The sequence below is a fragment of the Micromonospora sp. NPDC049645 genome, assembly GCF_040675155.1.
Taxonomy (GTDB): domain Bacteria; phylum Actinomycetota; class Actinomycetes; order Mycobacteriales; family Micromonosporaceae; genus Micromonospora.
The window spans coordinates 1-20,640 of sequence record NZ_JBFAOI010000003.1; the positions used below are offsets into that span (position 1 = coordinate 1).

Annotated in this window: 18 protein-coding genes; 5 read left to right on the top strand and 13 right to left on the bottom strand. The window is 70.3% G+C overall.

Going from position 1 to position 20,640, the window contains the following annotated elements; translation table 11 throughout:
* Positions 1 to 112: 112 nt before the first annotated feature.
* Positions 113 to 1,684 carry a bifunctional phosphoribosylaminoimidazolecarboxamide formyltransferase/IMP cyclohydrolase gene (gene purH, locus AB0J33_RS08510; protein ID WP_363611390.1) on the bottom strand — a complete coding sequence of 524 codons (1,572 nt, stop codon included), beginning with the start codon at positions 1,682 to 1,684 and terminating at the stop codon, positions 113 to 115.
* Positions 1,681 to 2,301 (bottom strand): phosphoribosylglycinamide formyltransferase, encoded by a 621-nt coding sequence (gene purN / locus AB0J33_RS08515; protein ID WP_363611392.1) that lies wholly within the window; start codon positions 2,299 to 2,301, stop codon positions 1,681 to 1,683. The genes purH and purN overlap by 4 nt, the downstream gene beginning before the upstream one ends.
* 288 nt (positions 2,302 to 2,589) lie before the next feature.
* Here purN and AB0J33_RS08520 point away from each other — a divergent pair, with 288 nt between their 5' ends.
* Positions 2,590 to 3,135 carry a DUF4190 domain-containing protein gene (locus AB0J33_RS08520; protein ID WP_363611394.1) on the top strand — a complete coding sequence of 182 codons (546 nt, stop codon included), beginning with the start codon at positions 2,590 to 2,592 and terminating at the stop codon, positions 3,133 to 3,135.
* Between the two features lie 52 nt (positions 3,136 to 3,187).
* Here AB0J33_RS08520 and AB0J33_RS08525 read toward each other — a convergent pair whose 3' ends face one another.
* Positions 3,188 to 4,501: a DUF6350 family protein gene (locus AB0J33_RS08525; RefSeq protein ID WP_363611396.1), complete on the bottom strand. Its 1,314-nt coding sequence runs from the start codon at positions 4,499 to 4,501 to the stop codon at positions 3,188 to 3,190.
* A 198-nt stretch (positions 4,502 to 4,699) separates the two neighbouring features.
* Here AB0J33_RS08525 and AB0J33_RS08530 point away from each other — a divergent pair, with 198 nt between their 5' ends.
* Positions 4,700 to 4,966: a DUF4190 domain-containing protein gene (locus tag AB0J33_RS08530; protein WP_363611398.1), complete on the top strand. Its 267-nt coding sequence runs from the start codon at positions 4,700 to 4,702 to the stop codon at positions 4,964 to 4,966.
* Between the two features lie 73 nt (positions 4,967 to 5,039).
* Here AB0J33_RS08530 and sucD read toward each other — a convergent pair whose 3' ends face one another.
* From sucD to AB0J33_RS08545, 3 genes are all read right to left on the bottom strand, one after another.
* On the bottom strand, positions 5,040 to 5,927 hold the full coding sequence (gene sucD / locus AB0J33_RS08535; protein ID WP_363611400.1) for a succinate--CoA ligase subunit alpha: 888 nt from the start codon (positions 5,925 to 5,927) through the stop codon (positions 5,040 to 5,042).
* Positions 5,928 to 5,929: 2 nt separating this feature from the next.
* Complete coding sequence (gene sucC, locus AB0J33_RS08540) at positions 5,930 to 7,108, bottom strand: ADP-forming succinate--CoA ligase subunit beta (protein ID WP_030491850.1); 1,179 nt, start codon at positions 7,106 to 7,108, stop codon at positions 5,930 to 5,932.
* A 478-nt stretch (positions 7,109 to 7,586) separates the two neighbouring features.
* Entirely contained in the window at positions 7,587 to 7,991 is a 405-nt protein-coding gene (locus AB0J33_RS08545) for a cobalamin B12-binding domain-containing protein (protein ID WP_363611402.1), read from the bottom strand.
* A gap of 460 nt (positions 7,992 to 8,451) precedes the next feature.
* Here AB0J33_RS08545 and AB0J33_RS08550 point away from each other — a divergent pair, with 460 nt between their 5' ends.
* Together AB0J33_RS08550 and AB0J33_RS08555 are read left to right on the top strand one after the other, a co-directional pair.
* A complete protein-coding gene (locus AB0J33_RS08550) occupies positions 8,452 to 9,159 on the top strand; it encodes a M23 family metallopeptidase (RefSeq protein WP_363611404.1) in 708 nt (235 codons plus the stop codon).
* 273 nt (positions 9,160 to 9,432) lie between these two features.
* Entirely contained in the window at positions 9,433 to 10,203 is a 771-nt protein-coding gene (locus AB0J33_RS08555) for a M23 family metallopeptidase (RefSeq protein ID WP_363611406.1), read from the top strand.
* 166 nt (positions 10,204 to 10,369) lie between these two features.
* Here the strand turns inward: AB0J33_RS08555 and pcrA are convergent, their stop codons facing one another.
* The gene (gene pcrA / locus AB0J33_RS08560; RefSeq protein ID WP_363611408.1) at positions 10,370 to 12,775 is read right to left on the bottom strand and encodes a DNA helicase PcrA; all 2,406 of its coding nucleotides are present in this window, start codon (positions 12,773 to 12,775) and stop codon (positions 10,370 to 10,372) included.
* Between the two features lie 326 nt (positions 12,776 to 13,101).
* Between pcrA and AB0J33_RS08565 the strand changes: the two genes are divergently transcribed.
* Positions 13,102 to 13,497, top strand: coding sequence for a chorismate mutase (locus AB0J33_RS08565; RefSeq protein WP_363611410.1), 396 nt, complete (start codon positions 13,102 to 13,104; stop codon positions 13,495 to 13,497).
* A 140-nt stretch (positions 13,498 to 13,637) separates the two neighbouring features.
* On the opposite strand, the gene AB0J33_RS08570 is transcribed toward AB0J33_RS08565, so the two are convergent.
* From AB0J33_RS08570 to AB0J33_RS08595, 6 genes are all read right to left on the bottom strand, one after another.
* On the bottom strand, positions 13,638 to 14,651 hold the full coding sequence (locus AB0J33_RS08570; protein ID WP_363611412.1) for a dipeptide ABC transporter ATP-binding protein: 1,014 nt from the start codon (positions 14,649 to 14,651) through the stop codon (positions 13,638 to 13,640).
* A complete protein-coding gene (locus tag AB0J33_RS08575) occupies positions 14,644 to 15,672 on the bottom strand; it encodes an ABC transporter ATP-binding protein (protein WP_363612350.1) in 1,029 nt (342 codons plus the stop codon). The genes AB0J33_RS08570 and AB0J33_RS08575 overlap by 8 nt, the downstream gene beginning before the upstream one ends.
* 25 nt (positions 15,673 to 15,697) lie before the next feature.
* Entirely contained in the window at positions 15,698 to 16,666 is a 969-nt protein-coding gene (locus AB0J33_RS08580; RefSeq protein ID WP_363611414.1) for an ABC transporter permease, read from the bottom strand.
* Positions 16,659 to 17,585 carry an ABC transporter permease gene (locus AB0J33_RS08585; RefSeq protein WP_238657510.1) on the bottom strand — a complete coding sequence of 309 codons (927 nt, stop codon included), beginning with the start codon at positions 17,583 to 17,585 and terminating at the stop codon, positions 16,659 to 16,661. The genes AB0J33_RS08580 and AB0J33_RS08585 overlap by 8 nt, the downstream gene beginning before the upstream one ends.
* Positions 17,586 to 17,733: 148 nt before the next feature.
* Positions 17,734 to 19,374 carry an ABC transporter substrate-binding protein gene (locus AB0J33_RS08590; protein ID WP_363611416.1) on the bottom strand — a complete coding sequence of 547 codons (1,641 nt, stop codon included), beginning with the start codon at positions 19,372 to 19,374 and terminating at the stop codon, positions 17,734 to 17,736.
* Positions 19,375 to 19,954: 580 nt separating this feature from the next.
* Positions 19,955 to 20,638, bottom strand: coding sequence for a response regulator transcription factor (locus AB0J33_RS08595; RefSeq protein ID WP_363612352.1), 684 nt, complete (start codon positions 20,636 to 20,638; stop codon positions 19,955 to 19,957).
* Between the last annotated feature and the right edge of the window lie 2 nt (positions 20,639 to 20,640).

Consider the following 20,640-nt stretch of genomic DNA (forward strand, 5'->3'; position numbering starts at 1 on the left):
CCCCGCGCCCCCCCCCTCCCGGGGGTTTATTTGGGTTTGGGGGGGGGCTACTCCCCCCCCCGCGCCCCTTTTGCCGGGCACCACAACTCCATGATCGACGCGGAGCACGGGGTTAGTGGAAGAAGTGGCGGGTTCCCGTTAGGTACATGGTCACGTTGGCCTTCTTGGCCGCCTCGATGACCTCTTCGTCGCGGATCGAGCCGCCGGGCTGCACGATGGCCCGTACGCCGGCGTCGATGAGGATCTGCGGGCCGTCGGCGAACGGGAAGAACGCGTCCGAGGCGGCGACCGAGCCGCGGGCGCGTTCGGCACCGGCGCGGCTCACCGCGAGTTGCGCCGAGTCGACCCGGTTGACCTGGCCCATGCCGACGCCGACGGTGGCGCCGTCCTTGGCGAGCAGGATCGCGTTGCTCTTTACCGCGCGGACCGCCCGCCAGGCGAACGCGAGGTCCCGCAGCAGCTCCTCGTCGGCGGCCTCGCCGGTCGCCAGTCGCCAACTCGCCGGGTCGTCACCGGGGGCGTCCACCCGGTCGGCGACCTGGGTGAGCACGCCACCGGTCACCGACCGCCACTCGAACGTCGCCGGGGTCCACGCCGGCGCACGCAGCAGCCGGATGTTCTTCTTGCCCTGCAACACTTCGACCGCGCCCTCGTCGAAACCGGGGGCGACCACCACCTCGGTGAAGATGTCGGCGACCTGCCGGGCCAACTCGACCGACACCGGCCGGTTGACCGCGATGACACCGCCGAACGCCGACACCGGGTCGCAGGCGTGGGCCCTGCGGTGCGCCTCGGCGACGTCCGCGCCGACCGCGATGCCGCACGGGTTGGCGTGCTTGATGATCGCCACCGCCGGCTGGTCGGTGAAGTCGTTCGCGGCACGCCAGGCGGCGTCCGCGTCGACGTAGTTGTTGTACGACATCTCCTTGCCGTGCAACTGCTCGGCCTGGGCCAGCCCCGCCGGGGCGTCCGGGTCGGTGTAGAGCGCGGCCGGCTGGTGCGGGTTCTCCCCGTAGCGCAGCACCGTCGACTTGCGCAGCGCCGACCCGGCGAACGCCGGCCAGGAGTCGTCGGCCGGGGCCAGCTCCCGGGCGCACCACTGGGCCACGGCCACGTCGTACTCGGCGATGTCGGCGAACGCCCGGGCGGCCAACGCACGGCGCTGGGCCAGGGTGAAGCCACCCTCGCCGAGCGCGCCGATCAGCGCCGGGTAACCGGCCGGGTCGGTGAGCACGGCGACCGAGGCGTGGTTCTTGGCGGCGGCCCGCACCATGGCCGGTCCACCGATGTCGATCTGCTCCACGCACTCCTCGACGCCGGCGCCGGACGCGACGGTCGCCTGGAACGGGTAGAGGTTGGAGACCAGCAGGTCGAACGCCGCGACGCCCAGCTCGTCGAGCTGCGCGACGTGGGTGTCCTTGCGTAGGTCCGCGAGGAGACCCGCGTGCACCTTCGGGTGCAGGGTCTTCACCCGGCCGTCGAGCACCTCGGGGAACCCGGTCACCGTCTCCACCGGCGTCACCGGCACGCCGGCAGCGGCGATCGTGCCCGCCGTGCTGCCGGTGGAAACGATCTCCACACCGGCCGCGTGCAGGGCCTGGGCCAGCTCGACCAACCCGGTCTTGTCATAGACGCTGACCAGCGCCCGCCTGATCGGGCGACGCCCGTCCTGAGTGGGACTCACGGAACCGTGACCTTCCTTCCGGTGATGGTCCAGCCTTCGCGGACCAGGCGACCGACCTGCTCGACGAGCTGGCGCCGCTCGGCTTCCTTGATGCGCTCGGTGAGCGTGTCCACGTCGTCGTCGTCGAGCACCGGCACCGCGACCTGCGCGACGATCGGCCCGGTGTCCATGCCGGCGTCGACGAAGAAGAGGGTGGCGCCGGTGAGCTTCACGCCGTAGGCGAGGGCGTCACGCGGGCCGTGAATGCCGGGAAACGCCGGCAGCAGCGTGTTGTGGGTGTTCAGGTAGCGGTCGCCGAAGGCGGCGAGGAAGTGCGGACCGACCAGCTTGAGGAAGCCGGCGGAGATGACCAGGTCGGGTTGGTGCTTCGCGACGTGCGCGGTGAGCGCGCGGTCCCAGGACTCCCGGCTGTCGTGGTCCTTGACCCGCTCGACGAAGGTCGGCACCCCCGCCGCGTCGGCCCGGTCCAGGCCCGCGATGCCGTCGCGGTCCGCGCCGACCGCGACGACCTGCGCGCCGTACGCGGGGTCGGCGGCGGCCTCCAGCAACGCCTGAAGGTTGCTCCCGGAGCCGGAGATGAGGACGACGATGCGGGCGACGGACGCGGGCTCGGTCACCGGGCCACCCTATCGGGCAGGTCAGGTACGCCCCTCGGCTGGGCGGCGCACCGATCGGCGCAGTGCCGGCGTGCGCCGACCCGGTACGCTGCCGCTCGCTCGGGCCGAACGCCGCGCCGGCCCCACAGCGCCCTGATCCGGGACACGGAAGCGGTCAACAAGGCCCCTTCCGTGTGCTTTGGGAGACATGTCGTCCTGTTGCTGTACTGGGCATCCGGAGGACTGACCGCGATCATGGATGGAAACAAACAGCAGTAACTGACGGAACCAGTCCAAGGAGCTTCTCGAATGCAGCCCGGTAACCCCGGTCAGGACCCGTACGGCCAGCAGCCCAACCAGGATCCGACCGCTCCCCAGCCGCCAGCCGCCCCGTACGGCCAGCAGCCCGGCCAGCCGTACGGCCAGCAGCAGGATCCGTACGCCGCGCCGCAGGCCCCGTACGGTCAGCAGCCCACCTCGGGGCAGCCGTACGGCCAGCAGCCGCCGTACCAGGACCCGTACGGCCAGCAGCAGCCCCCGTACGGCGCCGGCCCGACGTACCCGAACGCCGGATACCCGCAGGCGCAGGGGCAGAACAACACCCTCGGCCTGGTGTCGATGATCCTCGGTATCGCGTCGATCCCGCTGGTCTGCTGCCTCTACCTGGGCATCCCGGTCGGCATCGCGGGCATCGTGACCGGTTACCTCGCCAAGCAGAAGGTGGCCCAGGGCCAGGCCAACAACGCCGGGCAGGCCAAGGCCGGCCTGATCTGCGGCGCGGTCGGCGTCGGGCTGGGCATCCTGGCGTTCATCCTGAGCATCGTGGCGCAGGTCAACCTGCCCACTCAGCCCTGACGGGTCGGATTCGACGGGGCGCTCCGGGTTCGCCGGGGCGCCCCGCGCTCGTCTAGCGCGCGAGCCCGGTCGGGCTCGACGGCGCGGGCGCGCGGGTCAGCGCTCGGGTCGCGGCGGCGCCGAGCAGCGCCCCGACCGCTATGACACCGGCCGCCACGGCGGCGACCTGCCAGGCCACCGGCCCGAGCTGGGCGAGTCGGCCGGCGCCGAGCGGCCCACCGGAGACCTTGGCGGCCACACCGACCAGCACCCCGGCCACCGGCCCGGCCAGCGCGGCCGGCGCCAGCAACTCGGCCCAGCGCTGCGGGGCCCGCTCCGGACCGGCGAGCCGGGCCACCCGGCGGGCGAGCAGCCAACCGGCGACCATTCCGGCCAGCACCGGCACCGCGAGCAGCAGGGCGCCGAAGCCGTCCAGCGGGCCACGCGGCAGGCCGGCGAGCAGTGGTACGGCCGGCAGCGCGCCGACCGACACCTCACTGGTGCGCACCGCGGTGTCGGTCCCCACCGCGAAGCCCGGCCCGAGCAGGTAACTGGTGGACCAGATCGCCGCGTTCGGCGCGTACGCGACGCTGACCAGGGTGATGCCGGCCTGCCCGGCGACCCCGGTGCGGTACGCCCCGATCATGTCCGCCGCGTCGCCGCCGCCGGTGGCCACCGCCAGACCGGCCGCGCCGGCCCCCGCGCCGAGCAGCAGCAGCCCGGCCACCAGACCGGTGCGCACGCCGTCACGCACCGGGCCGGGCATCCGCGCGACGAGCAACCGGGTCACGGCGGTGATGCGGGTCGCGCCGACCAGCGCCGCGAGGGTGCCGACCACCGCGAACGTGGCACCCGCCCGGATCGGGGACACGTCCAGCCCACCGGCGCCGACCAGCACCGCCGCGAGCGCGCCGAGCAGCGCGTACCCGATGCCGACCGCGCTCGCGGCGAGCAGCGCCCGGCGCGGCGAGCGGGTGTCGCGGGCACCGATCGCCCGGCTGACGTGCACGCCGGCGCGGGTCAACCGCCAGAGCGCGAGCACGGTCAGCGCGAGCGGGGCGAGCCCGAGCGGACCGGACCCGGTGTGCAGCGGTACGCCGTGCCCGAGCAGCCAGCCCGCCAGTGCGGTGCGCAGGGTGCCGGTCAGGGTGGTGGAGTCCGCGCCGAGCTGGACCAGGCCGAGCACGACGGCGACCGGCAGGAAGGAGGTGAGGGCGGCCCAGCCGGCAGCCACCCCGGCGGCGACGGGCAACGGCGCACGCCCACGCGGCGACCCACCCGCGCGGGGCGCGGGCACCCGCCGGGCCGGCGCGGCACGGTCGACCGGCCGGTCGTCGGCGTTCACACCGCCGGGACGGCTGGGACGATCAGGGGTGACGGGGGACATCCGCTCTACTCTGGCACGTCATGCGGGCGGTGGCAGTCCGTTAACCCCTCCTGAGTGCGGCGAGTTCACCGAACCGGCGTCCACGCCACCCGGGCCGGTCTAGCCTCGGCCCGGAGGGGCGCGAGTCGCCACCACCGGGACGGGCCCGCCGGAGGCGGGCCGGTCCGGCAGGTCGCCCACGACAGTTCGGAGGAAGCCGTGACGACGCCATACCCGCCTCCCCCGCCACCACCGGCGCGGGGACGGGACCGGAGCACCCTCTGGGGCGTGCTGGGCATCGTGCTGGGTCTGATCTGCTGCGGCATCTTCGGCATCGTCTTCGGCTACCTGTCCATCCGTGACGCCCGGCGGTACGGGCAGTCGCCGCTGCTCGGTTACCTCGCCATCGCGCTCGGCGTGATCAACATCATCGGCGGGGCGATTCTGCGCGCCACCGGCAACTACCCGTTCTGGAACAACGACTGACCGGCGCGCGTACCCGTACGCCGAAGGGGGCCGACCGGTTGCGGTCGACCCCCTTCGGTGTTGCCTGGCCGGCTCAGCTGCCGGACATGATCTCCCGCATCAGGTTGGCGGTCTCGGTCGGCGTCTTGCCGACCCTGACGCCGACGGCTTCGAGCGCCGCCTGCTTCGCCTCGGCGGTGCCCGCCGAGCCGGAGATGATCGCCCCGGCGTGACCCATGGTCTTGCCGGGAGGCGCGGTGAAGCCGGCGATGTACCCGACCACCGGCTTGGTGACGTTGGCCTTGATGAACTCGGCGGCCCGCTCCTCGGCGTCGCCACCGATCTCACCGATCATGACGATGGCGTCGGTCTCCGGGTCGGCCTCGAACGCCGCCAGCGCGTCGATGTGGGTGGTCCCGATGATCGGGTCACCGCCGATGCCGACGCAGGTGGAAAAGCCGATGTCGCGCAGCTCGTACATCATCTGGTAGGTCAGCGTGCCGCTCTTGCTGACCAGGCCGATCCGACCGGAGCCGGTGATGTCGGCCGGGATGATGCCGGCGTTGGACGCGCCCGGCGAGGCGATGCCCGGGCAGTTCGGCCCGATGATCCGGGTCCGCTCGCCCTGCGCCACGTTGTACGCCCAGAACGACGCGGTGTCGTGCACCGGCACGCCCTCGGTGATCACCACGGCCAGCGGGATCGCGGCGTCGATCGCCTCGACCACGGCCGCCTTGGTGAACTGCGGCGGCACGAAGATGACGGTGACGTCGGCCCCGGTCTCGGCCATCGCGTCCGCGACGGACGCGAAGACCGGCAGCTCGGTGCCGTCGAAGTCGACCTTCTGGCCCGCCTTGCGCGGGTTGACGCCACCCACCACGTTGGTGCCGGCGGCGAGCATCCGCCGGGTGTGCTTGGAACCCTCGGAACCGGTCATCCCCTGGACGATGACCTTCGAGTCCTTGGTCAGCCAGATAGCCATGATCAGACCCCCGCAGCTGCCAGCTCGGCGGCCCGCTCGGCCGCACCGTCCATGGTGTCCACCCGCTGCACCAGCGGGTTGTTCGCGCTGTCCAGGATCGCCCGGCCAGCCTCGGCGTTGTTGCCGTCGAGACGCACGACGAGCGGCTTGGTGACCTGCTCGCCGCGCTGCTCCAGCAGGGCCAGCGCCTGGATGATGCCGTTGGCGACCTCGTCGCAGGCGGTGATGCCGCCGAAGACGTTGACGAAGACGCTCTTCACGGCCGGGTCGGAGAGCACGATCTCCAGCCCGTTCGCCATCACCGCGGCGCTCGCGCCACCGCCGATGTCGAGGAAGTTGGCCGGCTTGACGTTGCCGTGCCGCTCACCGGCGTACGCGACCACGTCGAGGGTCGACATGACCAGACCCGCGCCGTTGCCGATGATGCCGACCTCGCCGTCGAGCTTGACGTAGTTGAGGTCCTTGGCCTTGGCGGCCTGCTCCAGCGGGTCCACCGCGGCCTGGTCGACCAGGGCCTCGTGGTCCGGGTGCCGGAACGCCGCGTTCTCGTCCAAGCTGATCTTGGCGTCCAGCAGCAGCATCCGACCGTCGCCGTTCTTGGCGAGCGGGTTGACCTCGACCAGGGTGGCGTCCTCGGCGACGAACGCCTGCCACAGGCCGACGGCGATCTCGACCACCTGGTCGGCGACCTCGGCCGGGAAACCGGCAGCGGTCACGATCTCGCGGGCCTTCGCCTCGTCCACGCCCTTCACGGCGTCGATCGGGGCCTTCACCACCTTGTCGGGGGTGTCGGCGGCGACCTGCTCGATGTCCATGCCGCCGGCGACGCTGGCGATGCAGAGGAAGGTGCGGTTCGCCCGGTCCAGCAGGTACGAGAAGTAGTACTCCTCGGCCACGTCGGCGGTCACCGTGATCATGACCTTGTGGACGGTGTGGCCCTTGATGTCCATGCCGAGGATGTCGGTGGCCCGGGCCACCGCCTCATCCGGGCCCTCGGCCAGCTTGACGCCGCCGGCCTTACCTCGGCCACCGACCTTTACCTGCGCCTTGACGACCACTCGACCGCCGAGGCGTTCGGCGATCGCGCGGGCCTCTTCGGGGGTAGTGGCGACGCCGCCGGCCAACACGGGCAAGCCGTGCCGCTCGAACAGGTCCCGCCCCTGGTACTCGTACAGGTCCACGATTGCGCGTCCCGTCCCGTCTCCGCGGCGCGCCGTCGCGCCGCCACCAGCGTTCAGAAAACAGTTTGACGCCTGTCATCAGTTGAAACAGGCCATTGGCCGCAGCCTAGCGAGGTCGGCACCACCGGCAACCGAGCGGGTGCGTGGTGTGCGGTAATGCACAACCGGACATCGGGCATGGCCGGTTTCCAGCCACGAGTCGGGTGGCATCCACCATCCGGGCGATGTTGTCCGACCTGCGTAACCCGGCCGTGGGGGCGTCGTTGAGTCAGGTGTCGGAGCGCTGCAAAGCGCAATGACGGGAGACGGCCGATGCCCTGTCGGTCGAGGGGTGGCGGCGGGGCATCGTGCATAGAGGGGCCGGACGTGTGAGGGGTGCGTCCGGCCCCTCCCCCCGTGCCCAAATCCTTTTCGGCGCAGCGAAGCTCTCCGTGGCACACCGCCAGAAAGCCGGCGGGCCTCAGGAATGCGGCGGGCCTCAGGAAACCGGCTGGGCCACGTTCGCCCGGACCCACTCGACGATCGCCTGGGTGGTGGCGCCCGGCGTGAAGATCTTCGCGACACCGAGCTTCTCCAACTCGGGGATGTCGCCGTTCGGAATGATGCCGCCGCCGAACACGACGATGTCGCGGGCGTCGCGCTCGCCGAGCAGTTCCAGCACCCTCCGGAACAGCGTCATGTGCGCGCCGGAGAGGACGGACAGGCCGACCGCGTCGGCGTCCTCCTGGATGGCCGTCTCCACGATCTGCTCCGGGGTCTGGTGCAGGCCGGTGTAGACGACCTCCATCCCGGCGTCCCGAAGGGCGCGCGCGACGACCTTCGCGCCTCGGTCGTGGCCGTCCAGGCCAGGCTTCGCGACGACGACCCGAATACGAGAGCTCATCAGCGCACACCTTTCACCGGCTCCACGGCCTTCACCTTAACGAACGGTAACCCGGCGGACCCGGCCCGGGAAATCCGGGCTCCGCCACCGGCCGTTACCCGCCGCGTCCAGCCGGCAACCCGGCGAGGTCGCCCCCAGGTCGTCCGGCGTCGCCGCCGACCCCCACCCCGGCGCCGCCCGGAGTCAAGCCGGACGACTCCGCCGGACCGGTCACGCTCGGCGACGAACGGGCAGCAACAGGGGCACCGTTCGGCGTCACGATGCGTGACAATCATGGACGCAAACGGACAGATCGACACGCCAATTTTCCGCTCTAGCTTGTGACTCGCCTGGTGGTTGGCTAACGTGTCCACGGTTGTCATCAGGTCCATGGACGGGTGACGACGCGGTCAGCGGACGTTCACTGGAGCTTCAGGAACGCCCACCGGCCGCTTCGGAACCCCGACAACGGAGGGTGTGCGTGCGCCAGCGCCTGTCGTCTGAGCCCGATCGATATCGCGGTCGCCGCCGCGTACCCACCCCACCCCGCAGCCGTTACGCAGCTGTCGTCACCACCGCCTTCGTCGGGGCCGGCATCGTGGCCCTCGGCGCGAGCGCCCTGCCGGATGCCAAGGACGTCAGCCCGACGGTCCTCGACGAGCTCAAGCAGGCGTCGGTCACCAGTCAGGACGCCGCCGCCCGTGCGGACAACGCCGACCGCGCCTCCCGGGACAACCGCTCCAAGGACAGCGCCGAGCCCGAGGTCTGGCTGCTGCCGTTGCAGGGCTACGACTTCAACTCCCCCTACGGCGTGCGCTGGGGCAAGCTGCACACCGGTGTCGACCTGGTCGCCGCCGAGGGCACCCCCTACGTGGCGATCCATGACGGGCTGGTCACCAAGGCCGGCTGGTTCGGCGGGTACGGCAACGCCGTGATCGTGCAGCACGCCGACGGCAGCGAGGCCATCTACGGCCACTCCTCCGCGGTCAGCGTCAAGGAAGGCCAGCAGATCAAGGCGGGCGACCAGCTCGGCCTCGTGGGCCAGACCGGCCACGCGTACGGCACGCACCTGCACCTGGAGATCCATGTCAAGGGGCAGCCGGTCGACCCGGTGCCGTTCCTCCAGGAGCGCGGAGTGGACATCAAGCTGCAAGTCGAGGCAATCTACAGCGAGGTAGCCGCCTCCTGACGGTGCGTAGTGACCGTTGACCGCCCGGATCTGTCGATCCGGGCGGTTCTGCATGCTGCGCGGACGACGAAGGTGTCCCCGGTCACAGGCGTGATTGTGATCGACGGCACCGTGCGGCATGATCACTTATCCGGATGGATCGCCGCACAGCGGGTCATATCCGGGCAGGGGGCCACCGGTTCGCCGCCCGGTCGTTCGGTCCCCACACCTGCCCCAACTCGGCCCGACACCAGTATTTCGAGGTCAAGTGCCCCTCGACTGTGAAGGTCCGCCGTGCAGGAAGACAGCCCCGTCCAGAACGAGAACACCCCCGACACCGCCCCGGCCGGGCGCCCGCAACGCCCGGGCCGGCGGAACCGCCTCATCGTGCTCGGCGCCGCCGCCCTGGTAGCCCTCGGCCTCGGTGGTGTCGCCGTGGCCACCGCCGGCACCGACCACCCGGCACCCGCCACCGTTTCCCTCGACGCACAGTCCCGCGCCGAAGCCGCCGACCGGGCCGACCGCTCGGTACGCGAGTCGAGCACGCCGGTCACCCCCGCGGCCAGCCCGACACCGAGCCCGTCGACGGTCAGCGCCAGCCCGACACCGGCGAAGACGGCGACCGCGAAGGCCAAGCCGAAGCCGAAGAAGACCACCAGGCCCACGCCGGCCTGGGTCGACCCGATGCCCGGCGCGGCCGTCACCTCCTGCTACGGGCAGCGCTGGGGCACCCTGCACGCCGGTATCGACCTGGCGCTGCCCTCCGGTACGCCGATCCGCGCCGCCGCCGCCGGCACCGTGACCCAGGCCGGTGACGCCTCCGACGGGTACGGCAACTCCGTCTTCATCGACCACGGCAACGGATACCTGACCCACTACGCCCACCAGAGCCGCATCGCGGTCACCGTCGGCCAGAAGGTCAAGGCCGGTCAGGTCATCGGCTACGAGGGCGCCACCGGCGACGCCACCGGCCCGCACCTGCACTTCGAGGTGCACCAGGGCATGTGGAACCAGATCGACCCGGCCCCGTTCATGCGGGCCCGCGGCGTCGACCTGGGCTGCTGAGACAGCGCGGTTCGCGCCCGCACCCCCAGTTGCGTCGATCTTGCACTTTTCGGTGGCGACACAAAGGGCACAAGCCCACATGTCGACAACCGAAAGTGCAAGATCGGCGCGGGCGGGGGCGCGGGGCGCGGGGGGCGCGGGGGGCGGGGGCGGGGGCGGGGGCGGGTCAGAGCTTGTCGACTGGGGCGTGCCGCAGCACCAGCCACATGGTCTGGTCGCCGAAGTCGATCTGCGCGCGGGCACCCGGGCCGTGCCCCTCGACGGCGAGCACCCGCCCCAGCCCGTACCGCTGATGATTGACCCGGTCGCCCGCGGCCACCTTCGGCCCCTGCCGCAGCTCGCTGGCCATGGTCAGCCGGCTGGCGTCCACGCCGAGCCGCTGGGCCAGCTGCGCCGCCTTCGGCGTGCCGCCGGTGAAGGTGCCACGACCGCCGGGCGCGCGGTCCGCACGACCACCGACGCCGCCGCCACCGCCGGCCCAGGAGGTGTACGACCCCTCCGTGCGCTCCCAGTGCACCAACTCGGTCGGCAGCTCCTCCAGGAAGCGTGACGGCGGGTTGTAGGACGGCTGCCCCCAGGCCGAGCGGGTCACCGCCCGGGAGAGGTAGAGCCGCTGCCGGGCCCGGGTGATGCCGACGTACGCCAGGCGGCGCTCCTCCTCCAACTCCCGCGTGTCGCCCAACGAGCGCAGGTGCGGGAAGACGCCGTCCTCCAGCCCGGTCAGGAAGACCACCGGGAATTCCAGCCCCTTGGCGGTGTGCAGCGTCATCAGGGTGACTACACCCTGGTGGTCCGGGTCGTCGGAGGGGATCTGGTCGGCGTCGGCGACCAGCGCCACCTGCTCCAGGAAGCCGGCCAGGGTGGCCCGCTCCCCCTCCTCGCCCAGCGCTTCGATCCGCTCGGTGTACTCCCGGGCGACGCTGACCAACTCCTGGAGGTTGTCCACCCGGCCGGCGTCCTGCGGGTCCAGGCTCTCCTCCAGCTCGGTGAGGTAGCCGGAGCGGGTCAGCAGCGCCTCCAGGACCTCCTCCGGGGTGCCGGTCTCAGCCAGCTCACGGGCGCCGTCGAGCAACGCCACGAAATCGGCGATGCCGTTGGCCGCCCGGCTGGAGATGCCCGGCGCCTCCCGGGCCCGGCGCAGGGCCGCACCGAACGAGATCCGGTCACGGCTGGACAGCGCCTCGACACACGCCTCCGCGCGGTCGCCGATCCCCCGGCGTGGGGTGTTGAGCACCCGTCGCAGGCTCACCGTGTCGTCGTCGTTGACCACCGACCGCAGGTACGCGAGGGCGTCGCGAACCTCCTTGCGCTCGTAGAAGCGCACCCCGCCGACGACCTTGTAGGGCAGGCCGACGCGGATGAACACCTCCTCGAAGACGCGGGACTGGGCGTTGGTGCGGTAGAAGACCGCGACGTCGCCGGGGCGGGTCTCGTCGGCGTCGACCAGCCGGTCGATCTCCCGGGCCACCCAGTCGGCCTCGGCGTGCTCGGTGTCGGCCACGTAGCCGACGATCTGCTCGCCGGCGCCGGCCTCGCTCCACAGCCGCTTGGGTTTGCGGGAGGTGTTGCGGTCGATCACCGCGTTGGCCGCGTTGAGGATGGTCTGGGTGGAGCGGTAGTTCTGCTCCAGCAGGATCGTCCGCGCGTCGGTGAAGTCCCGTTCGAACTCCAGGATGTTGCGGATCGTCGCACCACGGAACGCGTAGATCGACTGGTCGGCGTCACCGACGACGCACAGCTCGGCGGGCTCCAGCCCGTCGGTGCCGGAGACCAGCTCCTTGATCAGGATGTACTGGGCGTGGTTGGTGTCCTGGTACTCGTCCACCAGCACGTGCCGAAATCGCCGGCGGTAGCTCTCCGCGACGTGCGGGTGCGACTGGAGCAGGTGCACGGTGGTCATGATCAGGTCGTCGAAGTCCAGGGCGTGCGCCTCACGCAGCCGGCGCTGGTAGAGCGTGTACGCCTCGGCCAGCGCCCGCTCGTTGGGCCCGGTGGCCCGCGCCGCGAACTGCTCCGGGTCGACCAGCTCGTTTTTCAGGTTGGAGACCTGGGCGGCCAGCCCCCGCGCCGGGTAGCGCTTCGGGTCGAGATCCAGCTCGCGGGTCACCAACTGCATCAGCCGGCGGGAGTCGTCCGCGTCGTAGATCGAGAACGTCGACTTGAGGCCGGCGTGCTCGTGCTCGGCCCGCAGAATCCGGACGCAGGCCGAGTGGAACGTCGACACCCACATGAGGCGGGCCCGGGGGCCCACCAGCGCGGCGACCCGCTCCTTCATCTCGCCGGCAGCCTTGTTGGTGAAGGTGATCGCGATGATCTCACCGGGGTGCACGTCCCGGGCGGCGAGCAGATAGGCGATCCGGTGCGTGAGCACCCGGGTCTTGCCGGACCCGGCGCCGGCCACAATCAGCAGCGGCGAGCCGGCGTGGCTGACGGCGTCGCGTTGCGGCCCGTTCAGCCCGGCGAGCAGTTGCTGCGGGTCGAGGCGCACGGCGGCCGCCCCGGGTCGGTGCGGGCGGGCCGGCGCGGACTCCGGCGCAGGCGGGGACGCGGGGAAGTCGAAGAGAGGATGCATCGCCCGACAAGTCTATGCCGCCGGTCAGACACTGTGCCTCTGGTGCTCAGCAGCTCGTGCCCGACGACGCGCACCACCACCCGGTACGCCCACCGCCGAGAAAGGTGCCCGTCTCGACGCGGAATGCTTGCGCACCCGGCGGCGACGTGGGCATACTCGACGGCGTGATCGCTGCGCGCTACTACTTTTACTATGGCACCGGGAGTCCGGCTGCCGTAGGTCGCGCCTGATCGATTCAGACCTGCTAAAGCCCCGGGCTCCTGGAGTCCGGGGCTTTTTCCGTCCCAGGTTCCGGGCACCGGGCACCACATTGCGAGAGGTACCCGATGATGACAGACGTGATGGAGCAGAGCGGCGGCCCGACCCGACCGGAGGCTGGGCAGGCCGCCACGCAGGGGGCTGAGCCGGCGGTGGCCACGCCGCCGACGGGTGCGAGCGCCGAGCCGGCCGAGCAGCAGACCGGCACCGAGGAGCCGTCCGCCGCCGCGCGGATCGTGCAGATCAGGGAACGGATCGACGAGATCGACCACGCGCTGATCACGCTCTGGCAGGAGCGGGCCGCGCTGTCCCAGGAGGTCGGGGTGACCCGCATGGCGTCCGGCGGGACACGCCTGGTGCTGTCCCGGGAACGGGAGATCCTGGAGCGGTTCCGGGTCGCGCTCGGCGCCGACGGCACCCAGTTGGCCCTGCTGCTGCTCCGCGCGGGTCGCGGCCCGCTGTGAGCCACCTGCGGCCCCGGTGAGCAGTCCGGCCCGCGGACGCCACCCGGGCAGCCGTGCGCCACGCGCGGCCCCTTCCGGGTACGGGACAGACGAAACCGCCTGCCGTCGTCGTGGTGACGTCGGCAGGCGGTTTCGGTGACTCACACCTCGTGGGTGGCGACGATCTCGCGCTTCTCCGCGAAGTGGCAGGCGCTCGGGTGGTCCGAGTCCCGTCGGATCTCCAGCAGCGGGACCTGCTCGGCGCAGACGTCCTGCGCCTTCCAGCAGCGGGTCCGGAACCGGCAGCCCGAGGGCGGGCTGATCGGCGACGGCACGTCACCCGTGAGCCGGATGATCGTCTTGTTGTTCCGCTGCGTCGGGTCCGGCACCGGCACGGCGGACAGCAGCGCCTGGGTGTACGGGTGGGTCGGACGCTCGTAGATCTCGTCCTCGGTGCCGATCTCGACGATCTTGCCGAGGTACATCACCGCGACGCGGTCCGAGAGGTGGCGGACCACCGACAGGTCGTGCGCGATGAAGACGTACGACAGCCCGAACTCGCCCTGCAACTGCTCCAGCAGGTTCATCACCTGGGCCTGGATGGAGACGTCCAGCGCCGACACCGGCTCGTCGCAGACGATGATCTCGGGCCGCAGCGCGAGCGCGCGGGCGATGCCGATGCGCTGACGCTGACCGCCGGAGAACTGGTGCGGGTACCGGTTGATGTGCTCCGGGTTGAGCCCGACCAGGTCGAGCAGCTCCCGGACCTTGGCCCGACGGCTGCCCCTCGGCGCCACCTCCGGGTGGATCTCGAACGGCTCACCGAGCAGGTCACCCACGGTCATGCGCGGGTTCAGCGAGGTGTACGGGTCCTGCATGACCAGCTGGATCTGCCGGCGCAGGCGTCGCAGCGCCCCACCGGAGAGCGTGGAGATGTCCTGACCCTTGTAGTTCACGCTGCCGGCGGTCGGCTTCTCCAGGTTCATCAGCACCCGGGCGAGCGTCGACTTGCCGCAGCCGGACTCGCCGACCACGCCGAGCGTCTCACCGGCGCGCAGACCGAACGAGACCCCGTCGACCGCCTTGACCTGACCGACGGTCTTCTTGAACACCACACCCTGCGTGACGGGGTAGTGCTTGACCAGGTCACGGACCTCGAGGATGTTCTCAGACACGGTTCACCAGCTCCTCGGCGAAGTGGCAGGCGCTGGCCCGGGCGGTGCCGACCTGCAGCAGCGGCGGGACCTTCTCCCGGCACACCGGCTGAGCCATGGGGCAGCGCGGGTTGAACGGGCAGCCCGGCGGGATGTTCATCAGGTTCGGCGGGAGGCCCTTGATCGTCCGGAGCTGCTGCCCCTTCTCGTCCAGGCGCGGGATCGAGTCGATCAGACCCATCGTGTACGGGTGCGCCGGCTTGGCGTACAGGTCGTACACGTCGGCTTCCTCGACGATCCGGCCCGCGTACATGACCGCGATCCGGTCCGCGACGTCGGCGACCACGCCGAGGTCGTGGGTGATCAGGATCATGCCCATCTGCCGCTCACGCTGAAGCTCGGCCAGCAGGTCCATGATCTGGGCCTGCACGGTCACGTCGAGGGCGGTGGTCGGCTCGTCCGCGATCAGCACCTCCGGGTCGAGCGCCAGCGACATCGCGATCATCGCGCGCTGCCGCATACCGCCGGAGAACTGGTGCGGGTAGTTGTTGAACCGACCCTTGGCGTTCGGGATCTTGACCTGGTCGAGCATCTCGATCGCGCGCTTCTTGGCCTCCGCGCGACCCATCCCCCGCCGGACCCGGAACTGCTCGGCGATCTGGAACCCGACGGTGAAGACGGGGTTCAGCGCGGAGAGCGCGTCCTGGAAGATCATCGCGATGCCCTCGCCGCGGATGCGGCGGCGCTCCTCGTCGGACATGCGGAGCATGTCCTTGCCGTGGAAGCGGACCTGCCCACCGGTCACGAAGCCGGGGGGAGTGTCGAGGATGCCCATGATGGTCTGCGCCGTGACGCTCTTACCGGAGCCGGACTCGCCGAGCACGGCGAGGGTCTCCCCCGCGTCGACGTGGTACGTGACTCCGTTGATGACCTTTGCGACGCCGTCCCGGGTGCGGAACTCCACCCGCAGGTCGTCGACCTCGAGCAGGCGGCCGGAGGGACGTCCGGACCCGCCGGGTCCCGGCGCGGACTGCTCGGACACGAGAATGTCGGACACTGGATATCCCCTAGCGGAGTTTCGGATCGAGGGCCTCGCGGACCGCCTCACCGAGCATCACGAAGCTCAGCACTGCGGTGACGAGGAACGCGGCGGGGAAGAAGACCAGCCCTGGCGCGACCCGGAGGAAGTCCTTACCGTCGCTGATCATGATGCCCCAGGAGACCACCGGCGACTTCAGGCCGACGCCCAGGAACGACAGGGTGGCCTCGGCACCGATGAACGAGCCGACCATGATCGTGCCGTAGACCAGCAGCGGGGCCAGGCAGTTCGGCAGCAGGTGCTTGAGGATGATCCGGCCGGTGCCGGCGCCCAGCGCGCGGGCCGCCACGATGTAGTCGGCCTCCTTGGTGGCGAGCACCGAGGAACGCATGAGTCGCATCACGACCGGCCAGCTCAGCACGATCAGCGAGAGGGTCACCAGGCTCATGATCTTCACTTTGCTGTTGCCCGAGCCCGAGCCGTTGAACGTGGTCAGGATGACGATCGCGCCGAGCACGAACGGCAGACCGAAGAAGACGTCGGCGATCCGGCTCAGCAGCCCGTCCACCCAGCCACCGCGGTAGCCGGCGATGATGCCCATCGTGCCGCCCACCAGCAGGGTGCCGAGCACGGCGAGCACAGCAACCTGGATCGACGCGCTGGCACCGTAGATGACGCGAGCGTAGACGTCGCGGCCCTGCAGGTCGTACCCGAACCAGGCGTGCCCGGACGGCTTGTCCAGGCTGCGGGACAACGATCCGTTGACCGCGTCGCCCGGGGCGAACAGGGCCGGGAAGAGCGCCATCAACACGAAGATCACGATCAGGGTGCTCGCGATCCAGAACAACGGCTTGCGTCGGAGGTCCCGCCAGGCGTCACCGAGCAGGCCACGGGGCTTTTCGTTGCTCTGCGGCTGGCCCGCGGTGGCGGGGGTGCCGGAGTCGGTGGGGTGCGCGCCAGGGGTGCTGACGATCGATGCGGTGCTTGGGTCACTCATAACGGATCCTCGGGTCCAGGGCGGCGTAGAGCAGGTCAACCAGCAGGTTCATCACGAGATAGACCAGCACCAGGACGACCACGATGCCCACGACGGTGGCGCTTTCCTTGGTCACGATCGCCCGGTACACCGCGCGACCGATTCCGTTGATGCCGAAGATCCCCTCGGTGACGATCGCGCCGCCCATCAGGGCACCGAGGTCGGTGCCGAGCAGGGTGACCACCGGGATGAGCGAGTTGCGCAGCAGGTGCACGCCCACCACCCGGCGCATCGGCAGACCCTTGGCGATCGCGGTGCGCACGTAGTCGGCGCGGCGGTTCTCCGCGATGCTGGTTCGTGCGACCCGGGCGATGTAGGCCACTGACGCACTGCCGAGCACGAAGCCCGGCACGATCAGCTCGGACCACCGCATCTCGGAGGAGACGGTCGGCTTGACGAGGCCCCACTGCACGCCCAGCAGCCACTGAAGCACGAAGCCGACGACGAAGACCGGCAACGCGATCAGGAAGAGCGTGGAGACCAGGACCAGGTTGTCCAGGAAACCGTTGCGGCGCAGACCGGTCAGCACGCCGGCGCCCAGGCCGATCACGGCCTCGATGGCGAGCGCCACCAGGGCCAGCTTCAGCGTGTTCGGGTACGCCGTGGCGATGATGTCGCCGATATCGCGTTGCGAGAAGGTCTGACCGAAGTCACCCTGGAGCAGGTTCTTCATGTAGTTGCCGTACTGCACGAAGACGTTCTGGTCGAGGTGGTACTTCTCGGTCATGAAGGCGATGTACTGGTCCGGGCAGCGACGCTCGCCGCACTTGCCGGCGAACGGATCGCCCGGAACGGCCCAGACGAGCCAGTAGATCAGGAACGTCGTACCGATGAAGACGGGCACGAGTTGGAGCAGCCGTCTCAACAGATAACGGCCCATGGGGTGGTCCTCCAGACAGGGGGCGCGTCGGACGGCCGACACGGTGGTGACAACGTGCGAGTGGAGTGTTGTAACACCCAATCGCGGAACGGCCCCGGGTCGGGCTCACCGGATGTGGCGAGCCCGACCCGGGGTCAGACCGTTCGGATCAGAGCTCGACCGAGGTGATGTCGAGTTCGCCGACGTTGTTCAGCTCGAGCTTCTTGATCTTCTCCGAGTGGCCGGACTGCTGGCCGTAGAAGTAGATCGGGATGCTCGGGACGTCCTGGTCGACCTTCTCGACGGCCTTGGCGAACGCCTCGTGCGAGGCCTCCAGGCTCGGCGCGCCGCTGGCCTGCTTGGCAAGAGCGTCGACCTCGGGGCTGCTGTAGAGGCCGTCGTTCGAGGAGCCACCGGTGACGTAGAGCGGGTTGACCCAGTTCTCGACGTCCGGGTAGTCCTGCTGCCAGGCAGCGCGGTACGGGCCCTTCATCGAGTGGGCGTTGACGCCCTGGCGGAAGACCGCGAAGGTCGGCACGCCCTCAGCCCGAGCGTTGATGCCCAGGTTGGTCTTGACCTGCTGCGCAACGGCGTCCATCCACTCCTTGTGGCTGGAGTCCGAGTTGTAGTAGAAGACCATTTCACCGGTGAAGCCGCCGGCCTCGGTCAGCAGCTGCTTGGCCGTGGTCGGGTCGAACTTGCAGGCGGTGCAGTTGCCCGGCTTGGCGCCCGGGGTCAGCGGGTTCGCCCAGCTGTCGGCCGGCTTGCGGGTACCGAAGAAGATCTTGTCCGAGATCTCCTGCCGGTTGATCGACAGCGACACGGCACGACGCAGCTTCGGGTTCTGGAAGCGCTTGTCGTAGAGCGGGAACGCGATCAGCGCGGTCGTCGGCGTGACGGTCGAGAGGCCCCGGTCACCGAGGTCGGTCTTCCACTTGTCACCGGCGAGCGCCGAGGTGGGGACAACCTCCATGAAGTCGAGGTTGTTGGACAGCAGGTCGGCGTAGGCGGCCGTCTCGTCCTGGTACAGCTTGACGTCGACGTCCTTGACCTTCATCTTGTCGCGAAGGTTGTAGTCGTCGAAGCGCGTCAGCTTGATGAGGACGTTGTCCTCCCACGACACGAACTTCACCGGGCCGTTGCCGATCGGCTTCTTGCCGAACTCCTCGGGCTTCTGCGTGAAGAAGACGTCCGGCAGCGGCATGAAGGCGCTGTAGCCGAGCTTGGTCGGGAAGACCGCGGTCGGCGCCGCCAGGGTGACCTCGAAGGTCTGGTCGTCGACGACCTTCAGGCCGGACAGCTTGTCGGTGCTCGGCGTCGGGGCCTTCTGCGGGCCGTCGGGGCCATCCGGGTCCGTGGTGTAGGTCTTGTCGAAGCCCGCGATGTCGGAGAAGAAGCTGCCGTTCTGCGCGCCGTTCGGCGAGTAGGCGGCCCAGTTCCAGGCGTCGACGAAGTTCTTCGCCTTCACCTCGGTGCCGTCGTGGAACTTGGTGCCGGCCTTGATCTTGATCGTGAAGACCTTGGAGTCCGTGGTGTTGATCGACTCCGCAAGCGCGTTACGCGGGGCCCCACCGTCGTTCGGGTACTCGACCAGGCCGGTGAACAGCCAGTCGATCACCTTGCCGCCGCCGGTCTCCGTGGTGTTCGACGGGACCAGCGGGTTCTCCGGCTGGACGCCGTGGACACTGATCGAGCCGTCCTTGCTGGCGGCGGCGTCGCCGTCACCGTCACCGCTCGAGCAACCGCTCGCGACAAGCGCGGCAGCCGCGCTGAGCGCGATCGCGCTCGTCGCCCGCTTCGAGACTCTCATTCCGAGGGGCCTCCTCTTTCTAACCAGGTTCCGTCGTGGGTTTCACGCACGTTTGGGGGGTGACACCGCCCGACCACCCCGGGGCGCGGGTCGCCGGGACCACAGGGAAGTTGGGGACACCCCTGATGTTCCGATCCGCCGGGCTCCCCACCAACGGGGCGCGACACGACGCAATCGACACAGCCACGGACTGCCGCGATCGGCAAGGACGTGGTCGTGGGGCGCACGGAGTGCCACACACCGACGGTGAGGTGCTGCCACTGTGACACCCACTGGCCGCTTCCGTGAAGGTGCCGTTATCAAGCCGTTAGTTGCCCGCCACGTTGCCGATACTTGAAAAATGATCATAAAACGGTCGCCGCGGACGACGCTGACCAGGAAATACGTTGCGTCACCCGCGCGCGGGCCCTCGGACCGCACACCGGGCCCCGGGCACCTCGACCCGATGGGACGTCCGTCACCACTCATGTTTCGAGCCGTCCGGACGAGGGGGACTACGGCTGCACGGGCACGATCACCGGCTGGGTGGACGAGGGCGCGACGGACGTTCCTCTGATCCTCGCCGGTGACGCCCCCACCGTCACACCAGCCGGCGGTCCGCCGCCCAGCGGGACAGCTCGTAACGGTTGGACATCTGGAGCTTGCGCAGCACGTTCGACACGTGCGTCTCCACCGTCTTGATGGAGATGAACAGCTCCTTGGCGATCTCCTTGTACGCGTACCCCCGGGCCAGCAGTCGCAGCACCTCCCGCTCACGGTTGGTGAGCTGGTCCAGCTCCGGGTCGGCCACCGGGGCATCCGGTCGGGCCGCGAACGCGTCCAGCACGAACCCGGCCAGCCTCGGGCTGAACACCGCGTCGCCGTCCGCCACGCGACGGATCGCCGCGGCCAGCTCGTCCGGGGAGATGGTCTTGGTGACGTACCCCCGGGCACCGGCCCGGATCAGCCCGATCACGTCCTCCGCCGCGTCGGAGACACTCAACGCCAGGAACTTGACCTGCGGGTGCGTACGCCGCATGGCCTCCAGCACCGCGCGTCCACCACCGTCGGGCATGTGCACGTCGAGCAGCACCACGTCCGGGCCGACGGCCGCTATCCGGGTTACCGCCTCGGCCACCGTGCTCGCCTCGCCCACCACCTCGACGTGGGCGCCCAACTCCGCGCGCACCCCGGCTCGGAACATGGCGTGGTCGTCCACCAGGAACACCCGCAGCCGCTCGGGGCGGGCATCCGCCGGGTCGAGGTGCTCGGTCTGCTCGGCCATGG

Excerpts from the sequence above, each read along its gene's own strand:
- AB0J33_RS08585 (WP_238657510.1), bottom strand. The coding sequence starts at position 17,585 with ATGGGCCGTTATCTGTTGAGACGGCTGCTCCAACTCGTGCCCGTCTTC.
- sucD (WP_363611400.1), bottom strand. The coding sequence starts at position 5,927 with ATGGCTATCTGGCTGACCAAGGACTCGAAGGTCATCGTCCAGGGGATG.
- pcrA (WP_363611408.1), bottom strand. The coding sequence starts at position 12,775 with ATGCATCCTCTCTTCGACTTCCCCGCGTCCCCGCCTGCGCCGGAGTCC.
- AB0J33_RS08525 (WP_363611396.1), bottom strand. The coding sequence starts at position 4,501 with ATGTCCCCCGTCACCCCTGATCGTCCCAGCCGTCCCGGCGGTGTGAAC.
- AB0J33_RS08520 (WP_363611394.1), top strand. The coding sequence starts at position 2,590 with ATGCAGCCCGGTAACCCCGGTCAGGACCCGTACGGCCAGCAGCCCAAC.
- AB0J33_RS08595 (WP_363612352.1), bottom strand. The coding sequence starts at position 20,638 with ATGGCCGAGCAGACCGAGCACCTCGACCCGGCGGATGCCCGCCCCGAG.
- AB0J33_RS08580 (WP_363611414.1), bottom strand. The coding sequence starts at position 16,666 with ATGAGTGACCCAAGCACCGCATCGATCGTCAGCACCCCTGGCGCGCAC.
- AB0J33_RS08545 (WP_363611402.1), bottom strand. The coding sequence starts at position 7,991 with ATGAGCTCTCGTATTCGGGTCGTCGTCGCGAAGCCTGGCCTGGACGGC.
- AB0J33_RS08565 (WP_363611410.1), top strand. The coding sequence starts at position 13,102 with ATGATGACAGACGTGATGGAGCAGAGCGGCGGCCCGACCCGACCGGAG.
- AB0J33_RS08590 (WP_363611416.1), bottom strand. The coding sequence starts at position 19,374 with ATGAGAGTCTCGAAGCGGGCGACGAGCGCGATCGCGCTCAGCGCGGCT.